Origin of the sequence: Ancylothrix sp. D3o, assembly GCF_025370775.1 — a bacterium.
Lineage (GTDB): Bacteria > Cyanobacteriota > Cyanobacteriia > Cyanobacteriales > Oscillatoriaceae > Ancylothrix.
Map to the genome: position 1 here is coordinate 47,014 of NZ_JAMXEX010000006.1, position 18,751 is coordinate 65,764.

20 protein-coding genes are annotated in these 18,751 nt (G+C 42.8%); 8 read left to right on the forward strand and 12 right to left on the reverse strand.

What is annotated here, in order from left to right:
* Window positions 1-95: 95 nt before the first annotated feature.
* Entirely contained in the window at window positions 96-2,462 is a 2,367-nt protein-coding gene (locus tag NG798_RS13120; RefSeq protein WP_261223409.1) for a hypothetical protein, read from the reverse strand.
* A gap of 306 nt (window positions 2,463-2,768) precedes the next feature.
* Here NG798_RS13120 and NG798_RS13125 point away from each other — a divergent pair, with 306 nt between their 5' ends.
* Both NG798_RS13125 and NG798_RS13130 read left to right on the forward strand, forming a co-directional pair.
* Complete coding sequence (locus NG798_RS13125) at window positions 2,769-3,017, forward strand: hypothetical protein (RefSeq protein WP_261223412.1); 249 nt, start codon at window positions 2,769-2,771, stop codon at window positions 3,015-3,017.
* Window positions 3,014-3,409 (forward strand): type II toxin-antitoxin system VapC family toxin, encoded by a 396-nt coding sequence (locus tag NG798_RS13130; protein ID WP_261223414.1) that lies wholly within the window; start codon window positions 3,014-3,016, stop codon window positions 3,407-3,409. The genes NG798_RS13125 and NG798_RS13130 overlap by 4 nt, the downstream gene beginning before the upstream one ends.
* A 55-nt stretch (window positions 3,410-3,464) precedes the next feature.
* Here the strand turns inward: NG798_RS13130 and NG798_RS13135 are convergent, their stop codons facing one another.
* From NG798_RS13135 to NG798_RS13160, 6 genes are all read right to left on the reverse strand, one after another.
* The gene (locus NG798_RS13135; protein WP_261223425.1) at window positions 3,465-5,045 is read right to left on the reverse strand and encodes an SDR family NAD(P)-dependent oxidoreductase; all 1,581 of its coding nucleotides are present in this window, start codon (window positions 5,043-5,045) and stop codon (window positions 3,465-3,467) included.
* A gap of 228 nt (window positions 5,046-5,273) precedes the next feature.
* Window positions 5,274-6,305, reverse strand: coding sequence for a sulfate/molybdate ABC transporter ATP-binding protein (locus NG798_RS13140; RefSeq protein WP_261223427.1), 1,032 nt, complete (start codon window positions 6,303-6,305; stop codon window positions 5,274-5,276).
* A gap of 56 nt (window positions 6,306-6,361) precedes the next feature.
* On the reverse strand, window positions 6,362-7,222 hold the full coding sequence (gene cysW / locus NG798_RS13145) for a sulfate ABC transporter permease subunit CysW (protein WP_261223429.1): 861 nt from the start codon (window positions 7,220-7,222) through the stop codon (window positions 6,362-6,364).
* Complete coding sequence (gene cysT, locus NG798_RS13150; RefSeq protein ID WP_261223430.1) at window positions 7,212-8,063, reverse strand: sulfate ABC transporter permease subunit CysT; 852 nt, start codon at window positions 8,061-8,063, stop codon at window positions 7,212-7,214. The genes cysW and cysT overlap by 11 nt, the downstream gene beginning before the upstream one ends.
* A gap of 242 nt (window positions 8,064-8,305) precedes the next feature.
* Window positions 8,306-8,632 (reverse strand): NIL domain-containing protein, encoded by a 327-nt coding sequence (locus NG798_RS13155; RefSeq protein WP_261223432.1) that lies wholly within the window; start codon window positions 8,630-8,632, stop codon window positions 8,306-8,308.
* Between the two features lie 34 nt (window positions 8,633-8,666).
* Window positions 8,667-9,752, reverse strand: coding sequence for a sulfate ABC transporter substrate-binding protein (locus NG798_RS13160; RefSeq protein WP_261223434.1), 1,086 nt, complete (start codon window positions 9,750-9,752; stop codon window positions 8,667-8,669).
* 346 nt (window positions 9,753-10,098) lie between these two features.
* Here NG798_RS13160 and NG798_RS13165 point away from each other — a divergent pair, with 346 nt between their 5' ends.
* Entirely contained in the window at window positions 10,099-10,890 is a 792-nt protein-coding gene (locus NG798_RS13165) for a Crp/Fnr family transcriptional regulator (protein WP_261223436.1), read from the forward strand.
* A gap of 51 nt (window positions 10,891-10,941) precedes the next feature.
* Here the strand turns inward: NG798_RS13165 and NG798_RS13170 are convergent, their stop codons facing one another.
* Complete coding sequence (locus NG798_RS13170; RefSeq protein WP_261223438.1) at window positions 10,942-11,637, reverse strand: uracil-DNA glycosylase family protein; 696 nt, start codon at window positions 11,635-11,637, stop codon at window positions 10,942-10,944.
* Between the two features lie 114 nt (window positions 11,638-11,751).
* Between NG798_RS13170 and NG798_RS13175 the strand changes: the two genes are divergently transcribed.
* Together NG798_RS13175 and NG798_RS13180 are read left to right on the forward strand one after the other, a co-directional pair.
* Entirely contained in the window at window positions 11,752-12,447 is a 696-nt protein-coding gene (locus tag NG798_RS13175; protein ID WP_261223439.1) for a phosphoribosyltransferase, read from the forward strand.
* A gap of 220 nt (window positions 12,448-12,667) precedes the next feature.
* Entirely contained in the window at window positions 12,668-12,904 is a 237-nt protein-coding gene (locus NG798_RS13180; protein ID WP_261223441.1) for a hypothetical protein, read from the forward strand.
* A gap of 15 nt (window positions 12,905-12,919) precedes the next feature.
* Here NG798_RS13180 and NG798_RS13185 read toward each other — a convergent pair whose 3' ends face one another.
* Entirely contained in the window at window positions 12,920-13,297 is a 378-nt protein-coding gene (locus NG798_RS13185) for a VOC family protein (protein ID WP_261223444.1), read from the reverse strand.
* Window positions 13,298-13,467: 170 nt separating this feature from the next.
* The gene (gene psb29, locus NG798_RS13190; RefSeq protein ID WP_261223453.1) at window positions 13,468-14,169 is read right to left on the reverse strand and encodes a photosystem II biogenesis protein Psp29; all 702 of its coding nucleotides are present in this window, start codon (window positions 14,167-14,169) and stop codon (window positions 13,468-13,470) included.
* 302 nt (window positions 14,170-14,471) lie between these two features.
* Here psb29 and NG798_RS13195 point away from each other — a divergent pair, with 302 nt between their 5' ends.
* Complete coding sequence (locus NG798_RS13195; RefSeq protein ID WP_261223455.1) at window positions 14,472-15,095, forward strand: chromophore lyase CpcT/CpeT; 624 nt, start codon at window positions 14,472-14,474, stop codon at window positions 15,093-15,095.
* A gap of 76 nt (window positions 15,096-15,171) precedes the next feature.
* Here NG798_RS13195 and NG798_RS13200 read toward each other — a convergent pair whose 3' ends face one another.
* Window positions 15,172-15,534 (reverse strand): STAS domain-containing protein, encoded by a 363-nt coding sequence (locus tag NG798_RS13200; protein WP_261223458.1) that lies wholly within the window; start codon window positions 15,532-15,534, stop codon window positions 15,172-15,174.
* 217 nt (window positions 15,535-15,751) lie between these two features.
* Entirely contained in the window at window positions 15,752-16,792 is a 1,041-nt protein-coding gene (hemF, locus tag NG798_RS13205) for an oxygen-dependent coproporphyrinogen oxidase (protein ID WP_261223460.1), read from the reverse strand.
* A 268-nt stretch (window positions 16,793-17,060) separates the two neighbouring features.
* Between hemF and NG798_RS13210 the strand changes: the two genes are divergently transcribed.
* A complete protein-coding gene (locus tag NG798_RS13210) occupies window positions 17,061-18,131 on the forward strand; it encodes an Mrp/NBP35 family ATP-binding protein (protein ID WP_261223462.1) in 1,071 nt (356 codons plus the stop codon).
* A gap of 260 nt (window positions 18,132-18,391) precedes the next feature.
* Entirely contained in the window at window positions 18,392-18,589 is a 198-nt protein-coding gene (locus NG798_RS13215) for an NAD(P)H dehydrogenase subunit NdhS (protein WP_261223471.1), read from the forward strand.
* Window positions 18,590-18,751 lie beyond the last annotated feature (162 nt).

The window sequence follows — 18,751 nt, forward strand, 5'->3', positions numbered from 1 at the left end:
TAATCTTTTGATAGATTTGAGGCCGGTGATGTGGTTTTTTTTGCTGATGTAGAGTTAGGTTTATTAACTCTTAAAAGTGCTTTTTTACAGCTAAACTAGGCTATATTTTGAGCGACTTTTCTCAGCAATTGACTTAATTTTTCTTTGTCAGAATCATGGAGAAACTCATCCATTACCTCTTTCACGTTTGATAAGTCTTGGTTGTATTGATCGTCCAATAACTGCGTAATTAATTGAGCAGGGAAAAATACTCTTAAGTCGGCTTCACGGCTTAAGATATCAACTAGATTTTTCATCTGGGACGGATTCTTTATATTCGTCTCGATCGATAAAATATCTACGGCTGATTTTAATTTAGCCAACTTGCCTTTATATTTCTCATTAGAGACCAGTTCCGATAAGTTTTTGTCAGTGCCAATTACAGCTACTAACTCTTGCATTTTAGATAAATTACTAGCATATTTCGGATCAGCTAAAATATCTAGTACCTTTTTCAACTTAGATAAGTTCTGTTTCTGGGTGGCGTCAGATAGCAGCGAGGTTATTTTTGTTTCTGTCTTGAAAAATCTTGCTAAATCTTGGTAATCCATGACGTTATATGTCCAGTGGAGCCGGTTTTCACTAAAAACGATTCCCTTTTTCAAGAAGGCAATGCTGGTGTCTATTAAAGCCACTACTTTTTCTTCAGGCGAAAGATTTAGCCATCCAGACAGAGCATTTGAGAGTTTATCTAGTGGAATAGAAGGAGCCAGAGAAATATTATTTTCTGTGTATTCTTCCTTCTTCAAATTCTGGGAAATAAAAGCTGCGAAATCACCTTTAATTGTCTCTTCAGTATAGGTATAAGTTCGAGCTTCTAACTGGTGTAGGGAGGACTGCTCGCGGGTTTTTCCAGCTTGAAGAAATGACCAAATTGCAAATGCTGTACCCGATGCAACAAACGCCGCACCGCCGGTGATTACGCCTAGTCCACCGAGAGCCGCAATAGTTGTGCTTAAAGCAGCAGCACCGGATAATGTACCTGCTACTCCAAAAGCACTCGCAGCCGTCCAAGCACCTAACACAGATAAACTACCCAAAATAGTTCCACTACCGATAGCAATACCGAGATTTTTTTTGTCTTCGTTATCCATTTGAGAAACTAACGCGAAAGAGACAATTCCTGCGGCTCCTATCAATGCGGCTCCTCCAGTTGCGACAGCTAAACCTCCCAGCATTCCTAAGCCACCAGAGGCTACAGAACCACCGCCTAAAAAAGCTAAAGTGGCGTTAGTTGCAGCCGCTCCCGATAAAGTGCTAATGCTGACGCCTGTTGCTGTTTCTGCTCCCATAGTGGTGAGGATTCTAGTAGCATTAGGTACAAGTGATGAGCCTTTTTTTGCTCCATCCTTAACTTTATCTTCAATATCTTGATAATATTGTGTAACTGCATTTACTGTTTCAGCTAAATTCCCTTTATTTTCTAAATTTTTTTCCTTTCTTGCAAAGGAGTAAACAGTCTTAGCATTTTGGGGAATTTTTGCATTTTCAATGAAAGAATCGAGCGACTTTAAATTTGCTTCATCCTCTACTTCTTTGCCATCCCGTACTTGTTGATAAGTTGACAGATAGTTTTGTCTTTGTTCCTCTGTCAGTTTTTTGTTTTCTGTAATTTCTTTAACCAGAATAAAGTCAACGGTTAAGCCGCGTGATGTAGCACTGGCTAAAGAGTAATTCTTTTTGATTTCTGACGCTAGGGCAGAATTAGCTACAATTGAATCAATATCGGTGAGTGCCTTAAAATCAGGAACCGGCTCACCGGCTCGGACATAAGCAAAAGTTCCTCGGATCAATTTCTTCTCTTTTTCGGGGAGTTTAGATTTCCCTAATGCTGTTTCAATGGTTTGTTCAATTGCGAGTAAACGAGAGTTAGTGCTGGCGAGTTGGTATCGCTGTTTAATGTCGGGTTCTAGTTTTGAAGAAGATATAACATAATCTAGTAAATCTAAGGCAATCAAATCATCAATATCCTCGGTTTCTTCTACTTGCTCGTAGGCTTGTTTGCATTTATTCTTGGTAGTGTTTTTAATAAATTGTGTAGAATCAATTTCTTGATAAATTTTTTCACCCAGTCGGATGTTTCGAGCGTATAGTGTATGGATGACTAGCCGAATGTCTTGAGCTTTTTCGCCTTGCTTTCCGATAGTAATTTCTTGGTTATCTTGACTTTTAGGTGGAATTTGGACGGTGCAACTATCTCCTGAGCGCAAGAGAAACGTTTCGTTTCCTCCCTTTTTGGCTGTTGTGTAAGGAACATAAATATGATAAGTCTCTAATGTGCCGGTTTTGTTTGCTAATTGCCCGCTATCCGCTTGTGCGCTTGCTGGATAAAGTAGGTCTTTTGTTAGCAAGCTGAAAGTCCCTAAAGCAACAAAACTCAGAAAATGACGGCGGTTTAGAGCGGAAATACTTTGTTTAGCCATGAGTGAGGGGTGAATTTTTCGGGGATTAAAAGAATGGTCGTGAGCGTTTGAGGCAGATGACTAAATAGTATAAAGGCTCTACGTTTCTGCAATCAACAGTATAAATACTTAAAATTTTACAAAAAAAAACAACTATAATTACCAGATTAGAAAATTTATATAAAAAATATAAACCCAAAGTTAAAAGAAACCGGCTTCTTGCGATAACTTTTGCATTCCCAGCAGGATACTTAAAAGAGACCGGCTTTCTCAACTAAGATGCGAGTTATAATGTAATAAAATGTCTAGCAAGAAAAAGGTGCGATTATGACAGTCCGAGAAGAACTATTTCAAGAGATTGAGCAAGCATCTGATGATGTACTTGAGGTGCTTGTAAGTGTTTTGCGTCAGATGCGCTTGTCGCAGTTGGATCGTTCTGCTTTGATGGAGTTGGCTGCTCATTCGAGTGCTGAGTTGCCGGTGCAAAAGCATTATCCTTTACGGGGAATGCCGGTGGTGATTGCGGATGATTTTGATGCGCCAATGTCGGATTTATGGGATGCGTTAGGTAGATGATTTTATTGGATACACATATTTGGCTTTGGCTGCTACACGATCCCAGTCATTTGTCTGTCACGGCAAATTCTGCAATCGCGGCTGAGGAAAGCCAAAATGGTTTATTAGTTTCTGCTATTTCTGTTTGGGAAATCGCTGTGAAATCGAGTTTAGGGAAGCTGACTTTACCTTTGCCGATCTCAGAGTGGTACGCGGCAGCAAGGACTCATTCAGGTATAGTAATAGAGCCAGTAAATCCGTTGGATATGATTAGCAGTACGCAGCTTCCTGGGGAGTTTCATAAAGATCCTGCTGATCGCATTTTGGTAGCGATTGCGCGCCGTTATGATATTGCTTTGGTTACTTGCGATGAAAAGATTTTGAGCTATCCTGACGTTAAAACGATTTGGTAGCTGGCGATAATCGTTTAGGGTAATCGCTTAAATCATACAAGGAGCATTTCTAACCCTAACTCCCAGATAAAAACACCGGCTTATGATAATTCGGAGTGTAACCAGGTAAAACTTCTACACTCCCTTGCGCGACTCTTAATGTCAAAGAAAGACGCACTTTTCCACTGCTATTGTAAATAGAACGATGTACAAGCTTATCCGTAAAAACAACAAATTCCCCAGCCTGCAAAACAACCGGAATCGCTTTTTCTCTCACTTTTTTGGGAACCCTAAAAAAATGATTCCCACTGAAAGGATCAGTCACTTGAACTTGACATTTTTTCACCTCAGATTCAGGTAGAAACTCAAAGCCATTTCTCTCACTTACCTCTGTTAAAGCTATATAAATATTAATTGTTTCTCCCTCACCGGCCAATAAATTTGGATAAATATCTTGATGCCAAAAAGGGATTAACTGATGAGACGGATAATTTACCCATAACTCCGAACGCCACAACTTAAAATTTTCCCCTAAATAATCTCTCAATATCTCCAATAAATTCTCATCCTTACATAACTCCAAAACCACCGGCGAATCTAAATGTCTCTCCATATAAAATTGCCCTTTCCAACATTGAATAAGCAACAACATGATTGAGCCAAATTGCAACCTTAAAAGCGCTTTGAATGCCTGAATTAATAACATTTTAACCGGCGGCTTGAATAACACTTTCTTAAAAATATGCTCACAAATAAACGCCATCTCATCCTGATTTAACTTAAGCGGATAAGGGCCCCAAATCTCATCAATCCCATCATAGCTAATTCTCTCTTTCTCTACACTTCCACCGGCCCCGGTCCAGCGTAAACTTTTTTCCCATAACTCTTGACATAAATCATTGTTTTGTGCTAATAATGGCAAGTTTATTTCCTTGCCTTTTTTATCTAAAAATTTACCCGTTATTAACTCGAATTCAGGAGAAGTTGCACATAACAAACTACTATATGCACCCTTTTGGGGACTAATTCCTAACCCTAAATATTTGCTTAAACGATGGCCAATCGTAATATTAGATTGCACAAACCCCGGATGAACTGCATTAACTGTTACATTGGTTAAGTTTTGAGAAAGATGGCGAGTTAAAAGCAATAAACAAAGCTTAGATTGATTATATAACTCGATAAAATTTAAAGGAGTTGGTTTAACAAATAAATCCCAGCTTATGCGGGCCGGTTTTAAAGCTAAATCTGAGGAAACCATAACAATTCGACTAGGCGCTGATTCTTGTAATTTATCTAATAACAAGTAAGTCAGCAAAAAATGCCCTAAATAGTTTGTACCCCAAATTAACTCAAATCCTTCTTTTGTGACTCCTCTCCCGTCGAATATCCCGGCATTATTAACTAAAATGTGTAAGGGTAAATTTCTGTCTAAAAACAGCTTTACACAGTGACGAACGGACTCTAAAGAAGCAAGGTTTAAAGGTAAAAATTCTATGTTGGGGTTGCCGGTTGTTTGGCGAAGATAAGATATAGCTTTTGCGGCTTTTATTTCGGAACGAGAAGCAATAAAAACATGATTTCCTAATTTAGCTAAACCCGCAGATGTCATTAAACCCACACCTGAATTCCCGCCGGTAACAAGGCACACCTGCATAAATTTATTGATTTTTATAATTTTGCACGGTTTATTATATTACAAAAAAAGCCCCCAGAACCCCATAAATAAACTTTCTTCGCCGCAGCGAGATAGCATTTATGGGGAATTGGGGGGGATTTTCCGATTTAGTGAAGGGATTGGGGGGCCGGTTTTATCTGCCAATATATTTTTACAGGAATAAAAAAAGTAGGTTGGGTAGACAAACCCAACCCAATTTAGAAGAACTTAAGAAGCCTGATAAACCTTACCGGCTAAACCTGGAAAAGACCGCGCATCTTTTGGCTTAATAAACACTTCCTGACCGGCCTGCGGTGCCAACTCTGCAAACTGTTCTCGGTTCAAATGTGCAACAATAATTTGCTCATCCATCAACATTAATTCTAATTGAATTTCCCAGCCTAAATGAGTAATGCGCTTAATTGTTGCCGGCACAGTTGCATTATCAGAATAACTCTGCACAACAATATCGTGAGGACGTACAAAAACTTCACTCTGCATCGATTCAATTTTATTATCTCGGAATAACCGTGTGCTACTCGGTAAAACATTCACCGGCCCGATAAATTTCATCACAAAAGGTGTCGCCGGATTATCATAAATTTCTGCCGGTGTTCCTACCTGTTCAATACGTCCTTGATTCATCACCACAATCTCATCTGCTACCTCCATTGCTTCCTCTTGATCATGCGTCACAAAAACACTCGTCACATGAACTTCATCATGCAGCCGGCGTAACCACGCACGCAACTCTTTTCTCACTTTTGCATCCAAAGCGCCGAAGGGTTCATCTAATAACAACACCTGCGGTTTAACGGCCAAAGCTCGCGCTAAAGCCACCCGTTGTCTTTGGCCGCCAGAAAGTTGCGATGGATAGCGATTTCCTAATCCACCCAGTTGAATTAAATCTAACAATTCTTCGACTTCTCGTTTAATTTCCGGCTTGGAACGTTTACGGATTTCTAAACCAAAGGCGATGTTTTGACGAACCGTTAAATGCTTAAACAAAGCATAGTGTTGAAAAACAAAACCAATATTGCGACGGCGAACATCTAAAAACGTGCTATCTTGTCCATTAATAATAATTGCACCAGTGTCGGGTTGTTCTAGGCCGGCAATCACCCTTAACAGCGTTGATTTTCCTGAACCTGACGGCCCCAACAAAGCCACTAAAGTATTTTCTTTAACATTCAAACTGACTTTATCTAAAGCCTTAAAATCTCCAAAATCTTTGCAGACATCTTTAACTAAAATACTCACAACAATCCTCCCAAAAAAATCCTTAATCTTTGACAAACAATTAACAAGTAAACCAATTAGTGCGTCGAATGCTTGTGGTGCGTGCGTCGTTCTAAAATTTCCTTCAGAACTAAAGTTACTACTGCCAGCAAAGCCAGAATAGCAGCAGCGCCAAAAGCAGCCTCAGTTTGATAATTTTTGTAGGCGTGTTCTACGAAAGAAGGAAGAGTGAGAGTTCGGCCAGCAATTCCCCCTGAAACCACCGAAATTGCCCCAAATTCTCCCATCGCTCTTGCGTTGGTTAGCAAGACTCCGTAGAGTAAACCCCAGCGGATATTAGGGATAGTAACCCGCCAAAAAATCTCCCAATCTTTGGCTCCCAAAGTCCTCGCCGCTTCTTCTTGTTCCGGCCCAATTTCTTCTAAAACTGGGATCACTTCTCGTGCGACAAAGGGCAAAGTTACAAACATTGTAGCAATCAACATCCCCGGCAAAGCGTAAATAATTTTTATGTTGATTGAATTGAGAATAGGCCCGAACCAACCATTGCGCCCATAAAGCAAAACAATCATCAAACCGGCCACCACTGGCGAAATTGCAAAGGGCAAATCCACAATACTCATTAAAAATGCACGACCGCGAAATTGATTACGCGCAATCACCCAAGCCGCACATAATCCAAAAATTGTATTTAATGGAACCGCAATCGCAGCAATGGTGAGCGTCATTTGCAATGCGTGCTGAAATTCTCGCTTACTCGTAGCCTCTACAAACTGCTGAAAACCGTTGTGGAATGCTTCATAAAAAACCGCTACAGCAGGAATAAACAAGACAAGCATTAAATAGACAATTGCCACGCCAATCAAAATACTTTTGGCTGATATTTTCTGACTTTCGCCTCTAGTATTTCTGGGGAAAGATTTAAGACTACCCTGCATAACGACGTCCCCACTGTTGCAATCCATTGATAACTAAAAGCATCGCCAATGACACCAATAACAAAACTGTTCCGATCACCGTTGCACCGGCATAATCATATTGTTCTAATCGCTGAAAAATCAACACCGGCGCAATTAAATCCCTGTAAGGAATACTCGAAGAAATAATCACCACCGATCCATATTCCCCAACTGCCCTCGAAAAACCCAAAGCAATGCCGGTGAGAATCGGAGGAACTAACGGAGGCAAACTAACACGCCAGAAAGTTTGCCAATCGGATGCACCCAAAGACCAAGAAGCCTCCTCTATTTCTTTTTCCATTTCTTGCAAAACCGGCTGCAAAGTCCGCACCACAAACGGCAGCGAAATAAACAGCATTGCCACCAAAACCCCCAACCGGGTAAAAGCAATTTTAATCCCAAACGGTGTAAAAAATTGCCCAATCCACCCTTTATCACTATAAAGCGTAGCTAACACCAAACCGGCCACCGAAGTCGGCAAAGCAAAAGGTAAATCAACAGCAGCATCTATCAGCTTTTTGCCAGGAAATTCATAACGAACTAATACCCAAGCAACTAAAGTCCCCATCACCCCATTAATAGCGGCTGCAATTAAAGAAGTAAAAAACGTCACATCATAAGCAGAAAGTGCTTCAGGAGAAGTTGCAATCCGCCAAAATTCTGCCGGCCCAACTGTAATAGATTTCGTAATAAGTGCGGTAACTGGCAGCAACAACATGAAAATTAAGTAAATTATTGTTACTGTCCAAGGCCAGGAAATTGTTTGCAGCTTTTCGATTACTGTTGGCCAAAGTTTAGGCCGATCCAACGAATTGAGCATAAGCCTCTTTATCTAAAATTTAAAAGTGGATGGAATTAATTTTTTTAGCATTCGTTTCCGGGGTCTTTTGATATCAAATAAAACTATCGGAATTCCTATCACAAATAGCCCCAACATTAAAGCCACTATTACTAGGGCCGATCCTTCTCCTTTAAACGACTTTCCGTTTGTCATAACCAGCACCTTGAAAAAATGAAAGGTTTACATTACACCTAAGATTTTTAAGTATTTAGGGGCAACAATTACCAGCCGTCTTGTTCTTCTCCCTGACGCGGCCACAATTGCACATTCAAATCAGAAAGATAGATGAGAGCATTATCTATTTCTTGCGAACTACCTCTTAACTCAAGCTCAAACCATCCAGATTCTTTTGAATTTGCTGTTAGCAATGCCGCCAAAATGTTGACTTGCAAGCCATAGTGAGAAGCTAAATACGAGATGACTGGTTCTTGATGGTATTGCCGGGGAATTTGCACTCGAATACGAGTTTGAGTTAGGCGGCTATCTTCGGGTTGTTCAGTGTTTTCTTTTTCTAAACTGGGGGCCGATACTCTGAGATTGTCAATCATATTTACTTCTCCTTAGCTTAACAAGTCTGTAACGTTATCTTGAGCCGGCGTTCTTCGCTTGCATTTTGTCAAAAATCGCCTGATCATCAAAGAATTTCTTTTGCACTTCTTTCCAATCCCCTAACTCTTTGACGGTAAAAAGCTTATCTATTTTTGGGTATTTTTCGGCAAATTCTGTAGCCACGCTTTCATCAACCGGCCTGAAACCAACTTTCGCAAATTCTCGCTGTGCTTCTGGAGTAAACAAAAACTTAGCAAACGCTTCTGCTACTTCACGAGTCCCATTTTTATCCACATTCGCATCCACCACCGCAACCGGGCTATCAATTGAGATGTTATAGTCAGTCGGGATGCTGTAATTAGCTGTTTTTCCTTCTGCCTTCGCCAGCAAAACTTCGTTTTCGTAATTAATCAAAACATTGCCTTGCCCTTGCTTATAAAAAACGTCCGTTGCTTCCCTTGCATCTTTTGGCAACACCGGCACATTTTTAAACACTCTTTCCACAAAACTTTGGGCTTGTTCTTCTGTTCCTCCCGCTTGTGTCACCGAACCCCACAAAGCTAAAAAGTTCCACCGCGCACCCCCTGATGTTTTCGGGTTAGCTGTAATTAATTTAATGTTGTCATTTGCCAAATCAGACCATTTGTTAATTTTCAAATTTTCATCGCGCGTAACAAGGGCGGCGACAGATTTATGCACAATCGCATCATTAGGTAATTCTTGTTCCCAACCAGGTTGAATCAAACCGGCTTTTTCAATTTTTTGCGTATCTAAAGCCAACGCCAAAGCGACCACATCCGCTTCTAAACCATCAATCACAGCACGAGTTTGCGAACCCGAACCACCATAGCTTTGATCAAACTCCACCGTTTGGCCGGTTTTGGCTTTCCACTGTTCAACAAATTTAGGAATGATTTGCTGGTAAGCCTTTTCCGTGACGGCGTAGGAAACAAGTGTCAATTTGACTGGTTTGTTTGCTGTTCCTTGTGTTCCTTGTGCTGTTTGGTTACTCCCACTTGAGCAGCCAGCAATCAGCCCACTTAGGGCCATCCCTGTGACCATTAACGCGGTCATTTTCAGAAGGGGGCGGCGGCGAAATTTTGAGAGTTCAAGCTTCATAGATGGCTCCTTGCCAAGGTCGAGGTTTATGGATGTTTTTAAGTCGAATCCGTTTGTTATTACGATTGTATCCTAAATGTTTTTAAATGCAAGTAGCATTTGTAACCAATTTTTCTCTCAGGCCGATTTCATGCGAAAATCAGATGTAGTCTAGTTTTCAGCTATCAGTCCTTGTTTTATTTAATTTAATCTGCATGATTTAAAAAAGCTAAAATTCGATATATCAATCAGTTTTGAAAACTAGAAAACCAGCCCTTTAAAATAAAAAATTTCCTTCGGCGGTTGGTTCCAAGCAAACTAGCGCAAGTTAAAAACTGTTAAGCAGACAGGAGAGTAAAAGTTAGGTATGCCAAAAAAAGCCAAAGAAGCCGAGACAGACTTACTCGGACAACTCATTGAGAGCAATTACTTATTCAGGGAACTAGATAAAGAATGGTTGGGCCAATATTTACCGCCAGACAGCCTCAAATTAGAAAAGCTTTACTCCAGCCGGCCAGTTTTCACCGCTTTTCGCCCCGGCGCTTCCCTCGACTCGCTTTATCTGCTGCTCAATGGTGGGCCGGTGATTATCCGCAGCAGTCCTTTAGATCGCGTCATCGCCATTAGTTATCCGGGGGGGTGTTTTGGAATGAGAAATTTAGCTTTCAGCTACGGAAAGGTGTTTACGGCGTTTCCGAGTTTGGTGGAAGCCTACAAAACAACCAACGCCATTAAAATTCCTTTGCCGGCTGTGGAGGCTATTTATAATGACAGCCAGATTTTTCAACAACGCTACGCACTCTTATTTGAGTTGCGCGAAAAGTTTCTTTATCACTTGCTCAATTGCAGCGCTTACCCGCCGCAAGCGGTGGCTGCCTTGTTGAGAGCGCTGGTTTATCAAGAACGAACGCTAGGCAATCAACCGGATAAAGAAGGAGTTTATCTATTTGATTTGCCGGTGGAAGTCATCGCCAGAGCCAGCCAGCTTAATAATCGCACCGTTGAACAAGTCTTGAAAGGTATGCAGCAAGTAGGCTTAATTGAAAGCCCTAACAAAAGCGATACCTCCGATGATGTGGTGCGAGTGATTGATCCTGAAGGTTTAAAAGAAGTGTATAGCGCCACCCGCGATAAAGTCTCGTGGTGGCCCTTAAGGTAGAGTCGGCTTGGCCCACCGGCATGATTAGGGAAAGAACTAGAGGCCGGTGGCCTACAATTCATCTAATTTGGCCCGAACCGCTTGAATATCTTGCCACATCAACCACTTGGGACTGCCTTTCTCTTGAGAAGGGTTTCGTAACAAGTAGGATGGGTGAAAAATTGGCATACATAACCGGCCCTCCCATTCGATCCAAGTACCGCGAATTTTGCTGATCGCACTTTTGTTGCCGGTTAGCGCTTTCACAGAAGTGGCGCCGGTCAGCAAAATAACTTTCGGGTCAACAAGACGAATTTGCTCTAATAAATAAGGCTTACAAGCGGCAATTTCTTGGGGCGTGGGGACACGGTTTTCTGGTGGCCGGCACTTATTGATATTACAAATATAAATATCCTGCTCACTATTAAACCCAACCGAAGCGAGAATTTTTTCTAAAAGCTGACCGGATCTGCCCACAAAAGGCAAGCCGGTTTCATCTTCATGCTGCCCCGGCGCCTCGCCAATAATCATCAAATTAGCTTGAAGATTTCCCCTTCCTACCACAGCATGAGTCCGACTTGCCCCAAGTTCGCAACGGTAACACTCATTGCAGTGTTTAGCCAATTGAGTCATGCTGAGATAAGTACCCGCAGGTATAGGAATTTTGGCATCCTTGGGGATAAAGTTTGTTTGCGCTGAGGTCAACACTTCCTCAGAGTCATCATTAACCGGCAAGTCAAAAAGGCTAAGCTGTTTTTCGTCGGACATATCTATAAAAAACCAATAGTATTTTTAATTTTACTTTTTATATTTTTTTCTCAAGGCATTTCCAAAAAAATCAGCCATCATAGAATCAGGAGACGCCAGGGGGCTGTGGGTTTTATGCTAGAAAAGCCGTTGTTTTGCGACCGGACGGATGCCGGAAATCAGTTAGCGGAGTTGGTGTTTGATGCTTTTAACCAGCTTGATACGGCTTCCATTGCTCCACCCATTGTTTATGCTTTACCTAGAGGTGGCTTGCCGGTGGCGGTGCCGGTGGCTCGCCGGCTGAGTTGCCCCCTGAGTGTGATTTTGGCAAAAAAAATTTCCCGTCAAGAAAACCCCGAATTAGCTATTGGTGCTTGCACGGCTGCTGGTGATGTTGTTTGGTCGCCTAATCGCGTTGTTAGCAAGCTCAACTCACAAATACGCGACTCAGCTTTACAGCAAGCACAACAAAAGGCGCAGGCTCAAATGAGTCAATTTGCACCAGTCTTACCTGAAGTTAACCCCGAAGGTGCTTTAGTGATTTTAGTTGATGATGGCATCGCCACCGGCATGACTGTAGCCGTCGCCGCGAAGGCATTGCGAGCCCAAAAACCGGCGCTTTTATGGGTGGCGGCGCCCGTCGCACCGGCAGAAATACATGATAGTTTATGCGAGTGGGCAGACTGCGTTTTACTTTTAGCAACGCCGGATCGTTTTTTTAGTGTTAGCCGGTTTTATGAACAATTTCCCCAAGTTGAAATGATAGAAGCGCTGGCTTGTCTGGATGATCACAACCTTTGGTTAGCCGGTCTTTCCCAACCCCCTACTTAAGATTTTTTTGTAGCACAAATTACTTATTCCTATTTATCTGTCTTCATTTTTTTTCCTAATCAATCAAATCGCTGCCATTCCCACGACCAAAAATGTTAAACTTCATAAAATATCATTAACTCAAAAGCTTTGCATTTTCCCCATGAGACTCAGGCAAATTTGGTGGCAAACCCTGACCGTAGTTAACCAGCAAAATCCCTCTAAATTCATCGAACTGCTAATGTTGCTATTAGCTTTTGTTTTGGCTGGCATCTGGTTTTTTCATCAGGCTCAATGGCCGTACCTGGTACTGTGTGCCAGTTATATTGTTGGTGTTGCGGCTTCGATCTTGGTAGGAGAGTCGCTTGCTCCCTCTACCACAGCCAGACAAACCAGCGCAGCTTTTGCTTTTTTATTGGCGGTATTGTTTGCGTTTTTTAGTATTGGGCATTTAATGGTTTCGACAGGAAGTTATTAATCAATTTAACTGCTGCTATTTTGAATAAGGCTGGTAGATAATTAAACGGTTTCCTGCCGGATCATAAGCATAAATTTCTCTGCCATGAGAAGCGGTTAAAATCTCTCCTGGGGGCGGATATCCCAGCTTGTGTAAGTGTTTTATGGCGGCTTCTAAATCGCTTACTTGTAAACACAAACTCATGCCGTTTTTTGCTTGATTGCTAAACTCTTGTTCGTTGCTTTTTTTAGGGCAAAAAATTCCTAATCGCAGCCCCGGAAGCTGAAACTCGCTGTACACATTGGGAATATGCGGCTGGGGATCTAAATTTAAAAGCTGCCGGTAAAATTCCACAAGGCTTTGACTGTTAGCACCGGCCAGGGTAACGAGGGCTGCTTGACATTGAAAAACCATAAAAATCTCAGATTAATTTTAAAAAGTTATCCAACCTTTTCAAGAAACAATCGCCACCCTTTGAAACCGAAGACCTAGATCAAAGAAATCTATTAAAGCTTAATTAATAAACTTGTATAACCCCCAAAGGGGGTTTTTTTCATGCAGATACTCTTTAACCAGTAGCCTTGCTATTCTTTAGAACTCGGTGGAGTTGTACCAACGGCTTGCGCTCGCTCTTCGCGTTTTTTGCGATCTGCTTTGAGCGTGTCTTCTAAGACAATTCGCGCCTGCGCCATTTTTTCTAAATTACTACGGTAAAGATCAAGGTCTTTTTGCACTTTGTCTTCGGGCAGGTGGAGGGCAGGGCAAATTTTTTGCAATACCTCTAGGCGCTGCTTTTCGTCTTTAATTAAGTCGGGGCTGCCCACTTCCAGAAGAGTAAACAAACCAATGGCAAATAACCGGCTGTACTTAAAGCGAGAATTGTGGGCAATGGCTTCGAGTTGCGGTTGCAGATCACCGGCACTTGGTGGAACGTTGGTTTGGCTCAACCAGCCGATGATTTCTTCTATGGAGGCGTTTTTAGCAAAGGCTTCTAAACGCTCTGCATCTTGGCGATATTTGTGGGGATCTTGCTCAAGGGCTTTACAGATGGCATTAAAGATTGACTGCTTATCTTGTTCGGGGACATACCCTTGCATAAAGCGGTCAAAACTGGTAACCACTCCCAGGGCAAAGATTGGATCGTAGTTAAAGTCTACGTTAACGGAAAGCAAGTGCATTTCCACCATTAATTCTTCGACCACCCGCCGGTAGATCGAGTTGATGGGGCGGGTGTGGATGGTATAGAAAGCTCGCTTGGTATCTGAAACGGTGCGGACGTTGTTCACGCTAAAACACTACAAGGGTAAGGTATCTTTATTTTCTATCTCGAATGATACCTTTGCCAAGGCTCTTGGGGATCAGGTGATTGGATCTGGGCTACTTTTCTCTGGATTTTTGTTTTTGAGTTCGGTCGCTACGAAGCCAAATTTGGCAAGGCATTTAAGGCAATTTTAATAAAAAGCACATTTATTTATCTCTCCAATCATTTATTCTTAAAGACTTTCTAACGCATCTGAATTATATTTTGCGGTAGACTTGCAATAACATGGCAAAATTTAAACTTTAAAATCCTTGGCTCTAAAATCCGATGTCTGTATCTACTGAAATAATGACTTTGGCTGGCTACTTAGCCGGCGAATTTGACAACAAAGCCCAAGCAATAGAGGAACCGGCCTGGTATGTTCATCTACGGTTATGGAAAAGACCGCTGCCGGTGCAATTATTTTCTCAAAACAGCCTCATCTTATTTGCAGAACAGGCAAATATTGTATCCCTCGATAAACCTTACCGGCAGAGAATCTTAGAGATTGGCCCATCTGCCGATGGCGGCGTCCAAGTGCAATACCATCAACTTAAAGATCCGGCAGCGTTTCGGGGGGCTGGCGCTAACCCCGAATTGCTGAGCCGGTTGACACCCGATGACATGGAATTTTTGCCTGGGTGTACCCTCAAAGTTACTCAACAACCCTTAGAGGCCGGTGAGTATCAATATCAGGCCACCTTAAGACCAGGTGCACGTTGCTGCTTTACATATCAAGAAGAAATCCGCCAAGTGTCCCTCGGCTTTGAGGCGACACCGGCTCAATTACTTGTGTATGACAAAGGAATAGACCCAGCCACAGGCAAAGCGCTTTGGGGCGCACTCCTCGGCCCCTTTCGATTTACCAAGTGCCAGGATTTTTCACGAGAGCTACCCATAGAAAAGTCTTGAGGGAGCCTAAAAAAACATGAATCACCGCTTTGATCCTTGAGGTCAATGCGAAAACGAAAGCAGGAAGGCCGGCAAATTAACTGGCACGAGGAACACCCTCTAAAGCCTCCTCCTCAGTTTCAAAAATCTCAAACACAGAATCCATCATGGTGACTTCAAACACCAGTTTGGCTTCTGGATGGACATTGCAAATGCGGAAACTGCCTTTTACCTTATCTGCATCTCGCATACCGGCCACCAGTGAAGTGAGGCCAGAACTATCGATAAAATTCACTTGACCCAGATTCACAACGATATGGCGACTAAGCTTGGAAATACACTCTTGCAACTTTAAGCGAAATTGCCAAGCTGTTGTAATGTCCAGGCGTCCAGTGGGTGCCAAGACAATAACCGTTGTGCCGTCTTGGGTTGTGTGGGTTTTTTGCTCTATATGAATCACGAACCCTCCCCTCGCTTCGGATAGACTTTGAAGCCGATCTGGCAACAGATCGCGCTTATAACTGTAAACGAAACCGACAACTTTTTATATCTTAATGTAGCGAGATCCAACAGCCAAATTTACGAATGAGGATTCGCCCGCGATACGAATCCCCAAAAAAACTATGATGACTTTTTTCGCTTGTCTTACCGCTCTGGCCAAAAGTGTCAGAAATTGCCTAGCTGTGCTGAGTGGGTGTCCAGTTTGCCCAGTCTTGAGGCTTAAGGAAAGTGTTGTAAAGTTCGGCTTCGCGGCTATTGGCTTCGGGTTGATAGCCATACTCCCAACGCACCAAAGGCGGTAAAGACATCAAAATCGATTCTGTACGGCCATTAGTTTGTAAGCCGAAAATCGTTCCCCGGTCATAAACCAAATTAAACTCGACATACCGGCCCCGACGATATAGCTGGAAATTGCGCTCATTTTCGCCATATTCCATTTGCCGCCGGCGCTCAACAATAGGCTGGTAGGCGGGTAAAAATGACCTTCCGCAGTCTTGGATAAATGCAAATAAGTCTTCCCAATTGCGGGGGGTAGGGCTGCCGATTTCGCGGCTGTGATGGGCTGCGGGGCCGTTTTGATCGGGGCCGCGATAAAGCTCACCAAAACCGTCTTGATAGTCAAAAAAGATGCCGCCTACGCCGCGAGTTTCATTGCGGTGCTTTAAATAGAAGTATTCATCACACCACTTTTTAAACACTGGATAGTATTCGTTGTGATGGTTATCGCAAGCTTTTTTGAAGGTTGTGTGAAAATGGGCTGCATCTTCGGCAAAGCCATAATAGGGGGTTAAATCTGCCCCACCGCCGAACCACCAGACCGGCCCTGCTTCAAAATAACGATAGTTGAGGTGTACGGTAGGAATGTAGGGACTGCGGGGGTGTAGAACCATAGAGGTGCCGGTGGCATAAAATCCGTGACCGGCTGCTTCGGGGCGTTGAGTCAAAATGGACGGTGGTAGCTGAGTGCCCCACACTTCTGAAAAATTAACACCACCTTGCTCAAATACTCCTCCTTCACGAATAACACGAGAGCGACCGCCGCCCCCTTCTGGGCGTTCCCAAGAGTCCTCAATAAACGTGCTTTGGCCGTCCAACTCCTCCAAACCTTTGCAAATTTCGTCTTGCAGTTGTTTCATAAACTGGCTGACTCGTTCGCGGGAGTCTTTTCCTGGCAAAGATGCGGATGTAATCGCCTCAGAAGTTACAGAAACAGTCATAAAGTGAAATATTTTTTTTGTATTGCTGAATGGATAGGTGCCAAAGCAAGCAAAAAACGCTTTGCTGCAACGGATAATGAGAAGGAAGTTTAGCAACTTTGTAGCTGTTTTATTGACAAAATTGCACTTACTCTGGCTCTCATTTACCAACACTACTACAAGATGCCCAAAGGGAAACGCTTAACTGAGCAAAACTAAGGTTAAGATCCATTAAGAACAAAGGCAAAAATAGTAGCCCCGATACGCTTAGAGTGGAGAAAAACGCCCAATGTCTCAGGTGCTAGATTCTAGTGCAGTATTAGAAGTGCTGCGCCCGGTGCAAGACCCCGAACTTCGCAAAAGTTTGGTGGAATTAAATATGATCCGCAATGTCAAAATTGCAGGCAGTCAGGTCAGTTTTACTCTGGTACTAACAACACCGGCTTGTCCGCTACGGCAGTTTATTGTTGAAGACTGTCAAAGGGCGGTTAAACAATTACCAGGTGTGGAAGAGGTGGTGGTAGATGTAACTGCCGAAACGCCTCAACAAAAAAGTTTACCCGACCGGCAGGGTATTGCTGGGGTAAAAAATATTCTGGCAATTTCTAGTGGTAAAGGTGGCGTTGGTAAAAGTACGGTAGCTGTTAATGTGGCGGTTTCTTTGGCTGCTGCCGGTGCAAAAGTTGGGATGATTGATGCGGATATTTACGGCCCCAATGTGCCGACTATGTTGGGTCTGGATAATGCAAAAATAACTGTCAAAAACGGCCCGCAAGGTGAAATCCTCGAACCGGCTTTTAATTATGGCGTAAAAATGGTTTCGATGGGTTTTTTAATTGATAAAGACCAGCCGGTGATTTGGCGGGGCCCGATGTTAAATGGCATTATTCGGCAATTTCTTTATCAAGTAACTTGGGGTGATTTAGATTATTTAATTGTGGATATGCCGCCGGGTACGGGAGATGCTCAATTAACTTTGTGTCAGGCGGTGCCGATGGCTGGGGCTGTGATTGTTACAACTCCGCAAACGGTGGCGCTTCTCGACTCGCGCAAAGGTTTAAAAATGTTCCAACAATTAAAGGTGCCGGTGTTGGGAATTGTGGAAAATATGAGTTATTTTATTCCCCCAGATATGCCTGACCGGCATTATGATATTTTTGGGTCGGGTGGCGGCGAAAAAACAGCTAAGGAGTTGGGTGTACCGATGCTTGGTTGTGTGCCGATAGAAATTCATTTGCGCGAAGGCGGAGATGTTGGCGTGCCGGTGGTGGTTGGTCAACCAGACTCGGCTTCGGCAAAGGCGTTACGGGATATTGCTCAGCGCATTGCGGGTAAGGTTTCGATGGCGGCTTTGGCTTAAGATTTACGCGGCTAAAATGCCTGTTTTTTGGAGGGGCAATCGCTGGCTTTCCGGCCCGCGCAACTGGGGCTTAAGATAAGTGGGGCGGGCATCTTGCCCGCTTAAGAGTGGTTGCCCCCCTTGGGCAAGGCTGGAAAAGTTGAGTATGTTTGCTGTACACCGTACCTGAGAAGTTGGAGAGAGTGCCGGTTTAAAAGACAGATAAAATCTCAAATCTAAAATGATATAAGCTAGGAAAAGAAAATTTAGGAGTAAAAAAGATGATTCTCCCAGGTTCAGCAGTTCGGGTAAAAAATCCTGATGATATTTATTACAATTTTCAAGGACAAGTGCAACGAGTGACTGATGGTAAGGCAGCAGTTTTGTTTGAAGGAGGTAATTGGGATAAGTTAATTACTTTCCGCCTTTCAGAAATAGAAGTGGTGGATGCTACCGCCGGTCGAGGTAAAGGAAAATAAAATTTGTACGTTGTCATTTGTCCTTTGTCAAGCGTCATTTGTTTTTTGGGAAAATGTATTGTTTTTCATGTTTGAGAACTTAAAATCAATGACCAATGAAATGATACATAACGATAAATGACAACGGACAAATGACAAATGACATTTATTGATTAGAGGTTA